Raw genomic sequence first — 13,251 nt, forward strand, 5'->3', positions numbered from 1 at the left:
ATGCAATACTTTATAAAATAATCCGTTTAAATACGCTGTAAATAGGACTTCTTTTTAATATACTTTTTATGGCATCCGTCCTAAATTGACGTATCTTTGCGCGTTCGATTAAAGCTGTACAATATATTCTGAAAGCAAAAAACCAAAACTGGATACAATTTGTCTTGAATTTTACTTGTTAACAGCTGATAAATAATAAGATGAAGTAATATTTTATTGCTGTTTTTCATTATTTTTATGTTAAATTAATTGATTATAAAAAAACTTTAATGAGAAGATTAGTTTGGGGATTATTGCTTTTGGCTTCATGGCAATTTTCCGCTCAGGAGCTGTATATGCCAAGAAATATAAAAAAGGCATACGAAAACGGAACCCGCGACTTGTCCGGTGCACCGGGAAAAAATTACTGGCAGAATAAAGGAATCTATAACGTAGAGGTAAAAGTAGATGCCGGAACAAAGATCGTTTCAGGGAAAGAGACGATCGTTTACAGTAATAACAGTCCCAATAATCTTAGTGAATTGGCTATCCGGTTTGTAAATAATTTACATAAGCCCCAAGCTCCAAGATCAGGAATGGTTTCTAAAGATTTTCTGACATCCGGATTGCATATTAAATCATTCTCTGTAAACGGAGAAAAATATACTGTGAACAGTGAAAATTGGGGAACAGTAGAAAAGGTCAAACTCCACACTCCTTTAAAGTCTAAAGGAAAAGCAGAAATTAAAATTGAATGGGAATATCCTCTATCGGTACAAAGCGGAAGAGAAGGCCAGATTGATCCGGAAACGTTTTATGTTGCCTATTCTTTCCCGAGAATATCCGTGTATGACGATTACAATGGATGGGATATGCTTCCTCACTCCGACCGACAGGAGTTCTATAATGATTTTAACGACTATAGTTTCGCCATTACGGCTCCAAAGAATTATGTAGTCTGGGCCACGGGGGATTTTCTCAATCCGGAAGCTGTTCTTCAATCAGAATATTTAAAAAGATTTAAATCTTCTTTAAAAAGTGACAAGGTCATTCATGTTGCTACTGAGCATGAAATGAAAGCCGAAAAAGTCACGAAGCAGAACAAATGGAACGTCTGGAAATTTAAAGCCAATCATATCACCGATTTCTGTTTTGCATTGAGTAATCATTATACATGGGATGCTTCCAGTGTTCAGCTAAAAACCAAAAGAGCCAGCGTACAGGCCGCTTACAAAGCCGATGCAAAGGATTTTGAACATTATGTAGAATGGATGCAGTACAACCTGGATTGGTTTTCAAAAAACTGGCCGGGCGTGGAATATCCTTACAATGTCATGACAGCCGTGCAGGGATATGCCGATATGGAATATCCAATGATGATCAATGACACCAGTATTCCTGATGATTTTCAGGATGCAAGGTTAACCGCGGATCACGAAATTGCACACACTTATTTCCCATTCTACATGGGAATTAATGAAACAAGATATGCTTTTATGGATGAAGGCTGGGCCACCACATTGGAATACCTGATCGGAATCGATGAAAACGGTGAAGCAAAAGCCAAAGAATTTTATAAAAATTTCAGAGTAAAAAGATGGATCAATGATCCTTCTGCAGAACAAGATCAGCCGATCATTACCATGAGCACACAGGTAAGCGGTGCGGGATATGGCAACAATTCTTATGTGAAAGCATCATTATCTTATCTTGCGCTGAAAGATTATCTTGGCGATGATGTTTTTAAAAAAGCGCTTCATCATTATATGGATAACTGGAATGGGAAACATCCTATTCCGTGGGATTATTTTTATTCAATGAATACAGGTTCAGGAAAAAACCTTAACTGGTTCTTTAATAACTGGTTTTATACTAATAATTATATTGATCTTAAAGTAACAGGAGCCATCCAGGTAAATGGTCTTCTTACCGTGAATATCAATAACATTGGTGGCTTCGCTATTCCATTTGATGCGGAGATCGGATATGATGACGGTACGGTTGAAAAGCTTCATTTTTCACCGTCCGTATGGGAAAAAGATCAGAAGCAGACGATGCTTACCATCCCCATTACCAAGAAAGTAAAATCGGTGAATATTGATGGAGGTATCTTTATGGATTATACGCCGGAGGATAATAAAAAATCTTTATAAAACAAGTCGGGCTGTTTCATTCTGAAACAGCCCGACTTTCGTATTGATGAAAAGGTTATTTAATATAGTCTTAAACCTGATCTTGCCCCGGATGAAGCAACTACTGACTGCATTCTTGTTTTCTGACCGGCAGAGAACATGAACATAGCCGCATCATCTACGTAATCCATATAATTCATGAACATAACAGATCTTTGAACACCGCCACAGGTATTATATAAAGGATAACTTGGCGTTCCATAATTTGGTCCTGTCTGTGTAGGAGTATCGGATACAAGGTCGTTTCCGCAATTGGCATCTCCCCAGATATGTCTTAAATTTAAATAATGTCCCACTTCATGAGTTGCAGTTCTTCCTTTGTTAAACGGAGCCGAAGCACCCGTTTTACCGAAATAGGAAGCAGCTATTACAACACCATCGTTCCATAGTCCTGAGGATTCAGGGAAAGTAGCATAGCCTAGAATCTGGCCCATATTTCCAACAACCCATATATTGAGATAATTGGCAGGACTGGTTGCATCAATACCGCCGCTGGAAGATCTTTTCATGGCATCATTTGTACTCCAGCTGGTTTTTGTGGTTGATTTTCTTACTGTGTTTGCCAGTCTGAATCTGACTTTTACATCCCCGGCTTTTACTCCCTGAAAGGCAGTTGGTATACTCGAAGCATCGGTATTTGTTCCTCCATAATCTGCATTCAGAACAGCAATCTGCTCTGCAATACGGGAAGCGGAAATATTCTCCGATGATGTTCGGTATAAAACATTTACCACGACCGGAATTTCAACCGTCCCATCAGAAAGTACTTTTCCAAGCTTAAGGTCATTTTGAAATTTTTCAGTTTTGGATTCAAGTTCAGAATATTTTTGTCTGAGCTCTGAGCTGTTCTGGAGGGCAATTTTCCTAATTTCCTCAGAAGGACAGCCTCTTTTTAAGGCTGATCCAGACAAAGATTCCTGCTTGTTTGATGATTCTTCGGTTTGGTTTGCAATGTTGTCGCTGTTACAGCCGGACATGAAGCTCAGTACGAGAACTCCGAATAGTAGTTTTTTCATAAAAGGAATATTTTGTTACGAAAATGAAATTATAAAATTCGGAATTACTACGCAAGTATTTCACCCAATTGTTATATATTTTTATTATTCAATCAATAACAATTTTAAACATAATCCCAAAACATATCAATACAAATAAGCTTTTATTGATAAAAAACTACTTAAATTTAATTTCTGTTAAACCTTAACTTAGCCCGCAAAACCATTTTTAATTGCAAATACAGCCAATCCTACACGGGTTTTAAGATCCAGTTTCTCGCAAAGCTGATCTCTGTAGCTTTCCACAGTTCTGGGGCTGCAACACATTTTGTCGGCAATTTCTTTATAGCTGAGCTCGGTAACGGTGTACTTTAGAAATTCTTTTTCGCGTTCAGAAATCCTGATATTTCCGGCAGGATCATGATTATTCATATTAGAAAAAATAATTTTTGATGCCCAGTCCGGATAGAAAAAACCCTCAGTATTAAGCTTAATTAAGGCGTTTTCGAGATCTTTTGGATGGGTATTTTTAAGCAAATATCCTTTTGCTCCGTTTTTAATCATTTTGATCACACTTTTATCGTCACCCTGCATGCTTAATGCCATGACTTTGATACCAGGATGATTTTCTTTGAGCCACAGAACAGTTTCGAATCCATCCATGATCGGCATGCTGATGTCCATTAAAATAATATCCGGAATACTGCTGTTATTTTCAAATTTCTGAATAAGATCTCTGCCGTTTTCGGCAACATAAATCACTTCGAAATCTTTAAAATTCCCAATAATACCCTCTAATGCTTTTGCAATAAGGATGTGATCGTCTACAATCACTATCGTTTTTTTCATGGCTGTCTTTTTAAAATAATGTTGAGTGTGGTTCCTAAATGTTCCTTACTTTCGAGGTTAAAATCAGCGCCGATAATCCGTGCTCTGTTTTCCATGTTGGTAAGGCCGATTCCGTTTGACCTGACGGATGATTGGTCAAAACCGATCCCATCGTCTTTAATATTCAGCTCCCAGAGGGCTTCTTCAGAAGTATTCAGACTAATAAAAATATTCTTGCAATGCGCATGTTTTATACTGTTCTGAATAAATTCCTGAGTAATTCTTAGCAGAACATTTTTATGAACAAATCCCAGATCGAGCTGTTGAAAATTATGCTTAAAATCGACATGACATTTTTTGAAAGCGTTGGTATTGTCCACTTCTTCCTGGATTAAAGTTACGATTTCCTTTTGGTTGATATTATCATCTGTCAGGGTTTTCGATAAGCTTCTGAGATCCTGTAATGACTGGTTGATAATTTGCGACACCTGATCAATTCTTTCGCTTACTTCAGGAGCTTTATTTTCGTATAGAAGTTGTTGGGTATAAAGACTCACCAGGGTAAGCTTTTGTCCGATATTATCATGAAGCTCCCGGCCGATCTGTTGCATGGTCGCCTGCTGGATTTCCAGTTGGGTAGCCAGAAGTTCACGTTTGTGAATTTCGTTTTTTACCTCAATCTCATTCAGGTATTCTTTTTTGCGCTGTCTGTATTTCCGGATGTACACCATCACGGCGGCTACAAACAACACAAAAAACATGTTGAATAGTATAATTGTTATCAGGAGCTCTGTTTTCCCCATATGAATGAAATTGAAAATAATATATACATAATGATTCCTGTCATAAGGAAATAATTAAAATAAATATTCCATAGCTCCGGATATTTGCTTAACAGGTTAAAAAATGTCCAGAATGGCAACGTTCCGATATAAAATAAAGTTACCCCCAGATTAATGTAAAACATTTTATTCTTATTAAAATGTAAAATTTCTGAAGAATTAATCTGTCTGTAATATTCCATTATTACAAGAATCATCAGAATAAGGCAGCCAAATGTATAATTGAACGAAAAAATTATTTTCCCTGCCCCGAAGAAATATTCATTGGGAATAAAGGAAAGCAAATAAAGAAGTGATACAATATAAAATAATTTAGGCTTTTTAAATGTTTTTGAAGCATATAGCCAATAGAGAAATAAAAATTCAATAGGAATGACAAAATAATTAAAAAATATCGGTTTGCTATATTCTATAAGATTGCCACCCCATTTTCCAAACACTTCACTTAAAAACATGACGATTAAGTAAATGGAAAAGTACTTCCAATAAGAATCCTTTGCATTTTTGTAAAATATGATAGAAATAATGGCAGCCAGCCCCTCAGTCCAGATTAAAGATTCCTGTAGTACTCTTTGAAATTCACTCATTGTGCCTGTTTGTATAAATATAAATTTTTATCCTAAAACAATTCTGTTATTTTTGTTGCAGGAGGAGATAATGTACCATGATTCTGACAAATAAATTCAATAGCTGTATCGGAATCCTTTCCAGAAGTCCCCGCAATCGTTCCTTTTCTGCTCATAACTAAAGGATTAAAATCGTAATCACCCATTTCTCCGTTATCATCTTTCCGTTTAATAGTAGGAACCATTACCAGCGTATGCCTTCCAGCGTATTCTTTTTGTACAGGTGTATGAACCATGAGATCCCAGTTTTCTGCTTTAGGATAAGCGGCATAGTAGAATCTTATACCAAGATCTTCTGTATTTATATCAGGATTATTTGTGATGGATAATGCTTCAATATCGGAAATAAATTTCTTCAGGGTCGTGAGATCAAAATGGATAGAATGAGCATCTTCGATTCCCAGTTTTTCTTTTACATACATCAATTGATTACTCCTGTAATTATCTACCAGCGTACGGATAAGATCGTTGGTCATTGTGTTGGGTAGCAGCTTAAGGTCCGGAGTTTCAGCTCCCGGGTTAGATTTTGTTTTCATAAGCTAGTTTTTTTTTAGAATGTTAGTTGATGCTGCAAATTTCGTAAAAAAACATATTGCAGTAATACGTTTTTTTCCTGTTTATTTATGGGGTTTTTACGGATTGTATAATTTGAACAAAACCATTAGCATAAATCAAAAAAATAAGTGCTGCAGAAAACCTGCAGCACTTACTTACAAAAATAATATATATATGAAAAAAACTACTTATAGATCTGTCGGTCTGAACACCAAACCTGTTTCCTCGAAATAATCTAAAGTGATTCTGTCACCGTCATTCACTTTTCCTGCAAGAATCTCTCTGGATAGTCTGTTTAAAACTTCCTGTTGGATTACTCTTTTCAAAGGTCTGGCTCCGAAAGCCGGATCATATCCTTTATTCATCAGATAATCTACCGCATCCTGAGTAGCGGTCATAATGATATTTCTTTTTGCGAGCATATCATTAAATCCTCTCAGCTGATACTGAACGATTTTTCCGATTTCTTTTTTTCTTAAAGGCTGGAACAATACCACCTCATCAATTCTGTTTAAGAATTCCGGACGTAAAGTCTGCTTCAATAAATCAAAAACTTCATCTTTTGTTTTGTCAACAATTTCATCCTGATTTTCATCGGTAATATTTTCAAAATTCTCCTGAATTAAGTGCGAACCTAAATTCGAGGTCATAATGATGATCGAGTTTTTGAAATTCACAACACGGCCTTTATTATCCGTTAAACGTCCATCATCCAAAACCTGCAGCAACGTGTTGAACACATCCGGATGCGCTTTCTCAATTTCATCTAAAAGCACTACAGAATAAGGTCTCCTTCTCACGGCTTCTGTCAGTTGTCCGCCTTCATCATACCCTACATATCCCGGAGGCGCACCCACCAATCTCGAAACGCTATGACGTTCCTGGTATTCACTCATATCAATTCTCGTCATATTGTTTTCATCATCGAATAAAAATTCAGCCAGGGCTTTTGCCAGCTCGGTTTTTCCGACACCGGTTGTTCCTAAAAATAAGAAAGAACCGATCGGCTTTTTATCATCGCTTAATCCCGCTCTGTTTCTTCTGATGGCATCGGCAACCGCTGTGATGGCTTCGTCTTGCCCAACTACTCTGTGATGAAGTTCAGTTTCAAGATTTAATAACTTTTCTCTTTCAGACTGAAGCAGTTTCGTCACAGGAATTCCTGTCCATTTTGCAATGACTTCGGAGATATTTTCAGAAGTCACTTCCTCTTTAATCAATTCATTCTGATGATTTTGCATCTCGATTTCAAGCTTGGAAAGCTCTTCTTCTTTTTCACGAAGTTTTCCATACTGGATTTCCGCTACTTTTGCATAATCTCCGGCTCTTGAAGCTCTTTCAGCCTCTAATTTCAGAGATTCAATATCTTTTTTAATCTGGGTTAAATCTTCAGATTTTTGTTTTTCTTTTAACCATTTTGCGTTGATTTCATTTCTCTGTTCAGAAATTTTGGCAATATCTTCTTTTAAATGGTCAATTTTCGTTTGGTTTCCTTCTCTTGAAATAGCTGCCAATTCGATCTCCAGCTGCATCAGTTTTCTGTCCAGGACATCCAGCTCTTCAGGTTTTGAATTGATTTCCATTCTCAGTTTCGCTGAAGCTTCATCAATCAAATCAATAGCTTTGTCCGGTAAAAATCGATCAGAGATGTATCTTTGAGACATTTCCACCGCCGCAATAATTGCTTCATCTTTGATTCTTACTTTGTGGTGCGCTTCATATTTATCTTTAATTCCTCGAAGGATGGAAATTGCGGATTCCGTATCAGGTTCTTCCACCATCACTTTCTGGAAACGTCTTTCCAACGCTTTATCTTTTTCAAAATATTTTTGATATTCATTTAAAGTCGTTGCACCGATTGCTCTTAATTCTCCTCTTGCCAAAGCAGGTTTCAGAATATTAGCAGCATCCATTGCACCTTCACCACCTCCAGCTCCCACTAATGTGTGAATCTCATCGATGAAAAGAATAATTTGCCCGTCTGATTTGATCACTTCATTTACAACGGATTTCAAACGTTCTTCAAACTCACCTTTGTATTTTGCACCGGCGATCAAAGCCCCCATATCCAATGAATATAAAGTTTTATCCATTAGGTTTTCAGGAACGTCACCACTGATAATTCTGTGGGCAATTCCTTCAGCGATGGCAGTTTTACCAACACCCGGTTCCCCGATCAGAATCGGATTGTTTTTCGTCCTTCTCGAAAGAATCTGCAAGACCCTTCTGATTTCTTCATCACGGCCGATTACGGGATCCAATTTCCCTTCTGCGGCTAATTCGTTGAAGTTTTTTGCATATTTATTTAAGGACTGATAGGTTTCCTCTGAGCTTGCAGAAGTGGCCTTGCTTCCTTTTCTTAATTCTTTAATTCCACCCTCCAGAAGATTTTTCGTAACGCCCATATCTTTCAGCATTTTCGAAACTTCTGAATTTGTTTCCAGTAACGAAAGCCATAAATGCTCGATCGTCACATATTCATCACCCATTTTCTTAGCGATGTTGGGTGCATCAAGCAAAACTTTATTCGCCGATTGTGAAAGATAAATATTTCCTCCCTGCACTTTTGGGAGCTTTTCTAAATTTTCACGGTTTCGCTCTCTTACCAAAGCAGCGTCTGCTTCAGATTTTTTTAATAAGAATGGCGAAATATTTTCATCCACCTGAAAAATACCTTCAAGAAGATGTTGAGGCTCAATACTCTGGTTACCAAACTCCATGGCTACCTGTTGAGCGGCCTGGATGGCTTCCTGCGATTTTACAGTATATTGGTTTAAGTTCATATTCTATATATTTTTGATGTAATTTAAAGTTCCCGATTATTGATTTCAGACATCAGATTTCAGATCATAAAGATGTAATAAATGTTAATTTTTATATCTGATTTTCTAATTTCTGATGCCCTCCATCTTTATTTAATCATTTAATTCGAAAACTATATCGCAAAAAGTATTCAATTATTGAATTTTCAAAAAATACAGACAAAATTTCCGAAATATATAGCGATAAGAGATATTATAAAGACAACTTTTCCGATTCTTATTAAATTTAATGAAAATTATCGGAAGAATAGTCATAGTTGGTAAATTTAAATAAAAGGCATGTGTTTTAAACCATTAAGACTTTAATTAAGAAGTAAAGTGGGTTTAAGATGGCTTCACTTATTCATATATAAAAAAATATCTCTTTCATTCTGAATGGAACAAAGTGAAATGAAGAATCACTTATTATTAATGTTATAGATTCTTCCTTCGTCAGTATGACAATTGTCGGATCAAAAATCATAATCCGAAAATCAGAATATTAAAATCAAAATAATTACTTTTGCCTTTTACCAGATGGAGCTTAAAGAAAAACAAAAGAAAATATTAGATGTAGCCGTAGAACTCTTCAAGGAAAAGGGCTATATGGGCAGTTCTGTACGGGATTTAGCCACGAAACTTAATATCAAAGCCGCTTCTTTGTATGCGCACATCCGCTCCAAAGAAGAAATTTTAGAATGGATTTGTTTTGGGATTGCCCAAGAGTTTTTTGATGAACTGCAGGAGGTGAAAAATACGGATATTCCGCCGAAGGAAAAATTAAACCTTTTTCTGGATAAACATTTATCGGTTGTCCTTAAAAACCGCGACGTTACCCATATCTACTCAAACGAATGGAAGCACCTGGAAGAACGTCTTCCCGAGTTTATTGCTTTACGAAAAAGCTATCAGCAGGAAGTGGAAGAGCTGATCTCCCAAATTCATCAGGCCGAAAACTGGGAACTGAAATCGCCGGCTTTTACCACTAGATTCATTCTACATACATTGAATAATTCTTATTTCTGGTTTAAAAGAAATACAGAATCTACATCAGAGATCACCGATGAGATCAGAGATAAGATTCTGTACGGTCTTTTGGGAAATAATAAACAGTGATAAGCTCACTGATTTCTCTCCAATGATATTTTAAAACTGCAGATCGGTAAGCACCGGAAAATGATCCGACGGATACAGCAGGTTTTCGCGTCTGTCGTTGATATGTCTGTGAGATTTAATTTTAAATCCTTTTACAAAAATATAGTCGATTCTGTCTTTTGGAATTTCGTTGACATTAAAACCCGTGAAAGTTCCTTTCGGTCCGTAATGTTTTGTTTCGGAATGATAGAAGCTGTCCTGCACATTCTGCGACATAATCTTAATGGGTTCCGAATTTTCCGTTAAATTAAAATCCCCGCTAACGGTTACCGGTAAATTTCTAGTATTAAGCTCTTTAATTTTCTTTAAGATCAGCTCAGAAGATTTTACCCTTGCCACGTTTCCGATATGATCGAAATGAAGATTCAGGGCCATGAATTCTTTTTTTGATTCTTTATCTTTGAAAAGCGCGTAGGTACAAATTCTGTTCAACGCTGCATCCCAGCCTTTAGAAGGCTTTTCAGGAGTTTCGGAAAGCCAGAAGGTACCCGATTTTATAACCTGAAGTCTGTTGGTATCATAAAATAGGGCAGAAAATTCACCTTTCTCCTTGCCGTCGTCTCTGCCCACCCCTACATAATCGTAATTTTTCAATCTGCTTTTAATATCCTTCATCTGCTCTGGCAGGGCTTCCTGAACGCCGAAATAATCCGGGTGATAATACGTCAGCAGATCTGCTACATCCTGTTTTCTCTTTGTCCACGAGTTTTCTTTATCAGAATCTACATTCAGACGGATGTTGAAGCTCATCACTTTAAGATCCTGCGAAAAACCTAATGCAAACATCATAAGACCTACGATTGAAAATCTGAAATTCATAATCATATATTTTTAATTAGCTCAGACAAAAGTAAGGCTTATCATGAAGACAACACTCAGTTTGAACTTAATTTAAAATAAAAAACTCCGGATTTCCGGAGTTTGCAGCATATTATGGTCCAGGACATTTAATTCCTGCTTTAATTTCCTTATGGTTTTGCATCTGCTGAAGTCCACATGTTGTTTGTCATGTTAACATCCGGGATCTGTGATTTAGGGTCAAGCTTTACCTCAATAATTTCTTTTGCTGAATCTAACCGGAATGTCCACTCGGCATTTCTTTTCCATACCTCAATCGGAATATTTGCCGTCTGCTCCGTACCATCCTTGAATTTCACCTGAACAGTCGTTGGCATAGGCAGCTGGCCGATATTCTCAACAGTGATGAGTGCTCCGTTTTTAAAGTCATCGTTCACATACTTTACACTTTTTACAGCTTGGTCAATTTTCCATTTATTGATAAACCATCCTCTCCAGAACCAGTTCAGCTCTTCTCCCGAAACGTTTTCCATAGTATGAAAAAAGTCCCAGGGCGTAGGATGTTTAAAAGCCCAGCGCTGAATATAGGTTCTGAAAGCCTTATCAAACTTTTCAGGTCCCAGAATTGACTCTCTCAGGACACCTAACCCTACCCCAGGTTTAAAGTAAGCCAGAATACCAATACTGCTTTCCTTCATATTATCCGCTCCTGTCATCATCGTCTCAAAACGGTCGTTCATCAGGAAAGATCCCATTTGCGCAACATTTTTCTTCTGATAATATTCGCCTTTATTAAAAGCTTCCGTAGAAAGTTCGTTAATAAAAGTATTAAATCCTTCATCCATCCATGCAAACAGTCTTTCATTAGAGCCTACGATCATCGGGAACCAGTTGTGTCCGAATTCATGATCAGTAACACCCCAAAGCCCTGCACCTTTAGAAGTCATATGACAGAATACAATTCCCGGATATTCCATCCCGCCTTCATTTCCGGCAACATTGGTGGCCGCAGGGTAAGTATATTCGTACCATTTTGCAGAATAATGCTCAATAGCCGCCTTGGTATATTCCGTCGATCTTCCCCATGCTTTTTCGCCCCCACTCTCCGCAGGATAAGCAGAAATAGCCAATGATTTCTTACCGCTCGGAAGGTTGATCCTGGCAGCATCTAGTACAAAGGCGGCTGACGATGCCCAGGCAAAATCCCTCGCCTGTTTTATTTTAAATTTCCAGGTTTTTGTTCCGGCCTGTTTATCCTTTCCGATCTCTGATTCAGGGCGGATCATAACGGTTTTATCGCTGTTCCTTGCCTGCTCCCATCGGCTGTTTTCTTCTTTGGTGTAGACTTCTTTAGCATTCAGAAGCTCTCCGGATGCCACGACGTAATGACTGGCCGGTACTGTAATATTAGCTGTAATATCTCCATATTCAAGATAAAATTCGGAGGCTCCCAGATAGGGCATGGTATTCCATCCCATGACGTCGTCATAGACACACATTCTCGGATACCACTGGGCCATGGTAAAGATCTTCCCGTTTTTGCTATCCTGTATTCCCATCCGATCGGATCCATATTGCGGGGAGATGAAAGAATATTCAATTGTAATCTTAGCAACACCGCCGCGGGCTTTTAGTTCAGATGGAAGATCGATCTGCATTCTTGTATCGGTGATGGTATAGTGTACCTCCTTACCCTCAAGTTTTACCGATTTTATCTTATAGCCACCTTGAAATTCTTCACCATGCGCACCGTTTCGACTTCCTGACATAGGCACCACCGCATTTCCGCGTGAATCTTTTTCAAATAAATTCTGATCAAGCTGAAGCCACAGAAAACCAAGTTTATCAGGGCTGTTGTTGGTATATTTTATTTCGGCTGTTCCGGTAATTTCATTATTCACTTCATTGAGGCTTACGTTGAGGTGATAATCCGCTGCATTCTGCCAGTAGGCATATCCTGGCTGCCCGCTTGCAGATCTTGTTGAGGTACCGGTCTGTGTATAGAAAAAAGGCTTGAAAGCTTCCACATAATCATACTTTGGTGATTCCTGCGCATAAGACTGCGAAAAAGCGACAACAGCTAATGCAGAAACAAGATTTCGAAATGTCATTTTCATAATTCTTTTTTGACGACAAGATAGTAAAAATAAACATCCCACAAAGAGGAAAAGGCATGATAATATTCCCGGTTTGGGATCGCTGTGCGAAAGGTTTTACCCTTCCTGGCCAAAGTAAATAACCAGTAAAGCTTATCGTTTAAAAGTCTGAATTCAATTTAAATCGGATGCTTTAGAAGAGTTCTAGCGAGATTTGCGATTTAACATATTAAAAAAACAAGATAATATTGTTTTATATAATCATAAAATATTTACATTTGCTGCCTAAATATAGTCTGGGAAAGACTACTTTATTGCACACTTGATAAAAAAAACAAATTGATGAACCATCTCCATCTACCTCTGTTCCTGCATTTCTGCTTA

10 protein-coding genes are annotated in these 13,251 nt (G+C 37.6%); 2 read left to right on the top strand and 8 right to left on the bottom strand.

Going from position 1 to position 13,251, the window contains the following annotated elements; all coding sequences use genetic code 11:
* The first annotated feature begins 269 nt into the window (after positions 1-269).
* Positions 270-2,132, top strand: a complete 1,863-nt coding sequence (locus BMW64_RS09585) for a M1 family metallopeptidase (RefSeq protein ID WP_089999769.1) — start codon at positions 270-272, stop codon at positions 2,130-2,132.
* 59 nt (positions 2,133-2,191) lie between these two features.
* On the opposite strand, the gene BMW64_RS09590 is transcribed toward BMW64_RS09585, so the two are convergent.
* The 6 genes from BMW64_RS09590 to clpB form a co-directional block, all read right to left on the bottom strand.
* Positions 2,192-3,187 carry a zinc metalloprotease gene (locus tag BMW64_RS09590; protein WP_089999770.1) on the bottom strand — a complete coding sequence of 332 codons (996 nt, stop codon included), beginning with the start codon at positions 3,185-3,187 and terminating at the stop codon, positions 2,192-2,194.
* A gap of 189 nt (positions 3,188-3,376) precedes the next feature.
* Entirely contained in the window at positions 3,377-4,015 is a 639-nt protein-coding gene (locus BMW64_RS09595; RefSeq protein ID WP_089999771.1) for a response regulator transcription factor, read from the bottom strand.
* On the bottom strand, positions 4,012-4,797 hold the full coding sequence (locus BMW64_RS09600; protein ID WP_089999772.1) for a sensor histidine kinase: 786 nt from the start codon (positions 4,795-4,797) through the stop codon (positions 4,012-4,014). The genes BMW64_RS09595 and BMW64_RS09600 overlap by 4 nt, the downstream gene beginning before the upstream one ends.
* Positions 4,776-5,423: a hypothetical protein gene (locus BMW64_RS09605; protein WP_089999773.1), complete on the bottom strand. Its 648-nt coding sequence runs from the start codon at positions 5,421-5,423 to the stop codon at positions 4,776-4,778. Before BMW64_RS09605 ends, BMW64_RS09600 begins: the two co-directional genes overlap by 22 nt.
* A gap of 32 nt (positions 5,424-5,455) precedes the next feature.
* Entirely contained in the window at positions 5,456-5,998 is a 543-nt protein-coding gene (locus BMW64_RS09610; protein ID WP_089999774.1) for a hypothetical protein, read from the bottom strand.
* 207 nt (positions 5,999-6,205) lie between these two features.
* The gene (clpB, locus tag BMW64_RS09620) at positions 6,206-8,800 is read right to left on the bottom strand and encodes an ATP-dependent chaperone ClpB (RefSeq protein ID WP_089999776.1); all 2,595 of its coding nucleotides are present in this window, start codon (positions 8,798-8,800) and stop codon (positions 6,206-6,208) included.
* A 555-nt stretch (positions 8,801-9,355) separates the two neighbouring features.
* Between clpB and BMW64_RS09625 the strand changes: the two genes are divergently transcribed.
* Complete coding sequence (locus BMW64_RS09625; protein ID WP_089999777.1) at positions 9,356-9,934, top strand: TetR/AcrR family transcriptional regulator; 579 nt, start codon at positions 9,356-9,358, stop codon at positions 9,932-9,934.
* Positions 9,935-9,964: 30 nt separating this feature from the next.
* Here BMW64_RS09625 and BMW64_RS09630 read toward each other — a convergent pair whose 3' ends face one another.
* Entirely contained in the window at positions 9,965-10,792 is an 828-nt protein-coding gene (locus BMW64_RS09630) for an endonuclease/exonuclease/phosphatase family protein (RefSeq protein ID WP_090000124.1), read from the bottom strand.
* A 149-nt stretch (positions 10,793-10,941) separates the two neighbouring features.
* Positions 10,942-12,888 carry a M1 family metallopeptidase gene (locus tag BMW64_RS09635; RefSeq protein WP_089999778.1) on the bottom strand — a complete coding sequence of 649 codons (1,947 nt, stop codon included), beginning with the start codon at positions 12,886-12,888 and terminating at the stop codon, positions 10,942-10,944.
* Positions 12,889-13,251 lie beyond the last annotated feature (363 nt).

The sequence above is a fragment of the Chryseobacterium taichungense genome, assembly GCF_900109935.1.
GTDB classification, from domain to species: Bacteria; Bacteroidota; Bacteroidia; order Flavobacteriales; family Weeksellaceae; genus Chryseobacterium; species Chryseobacterium taichungense.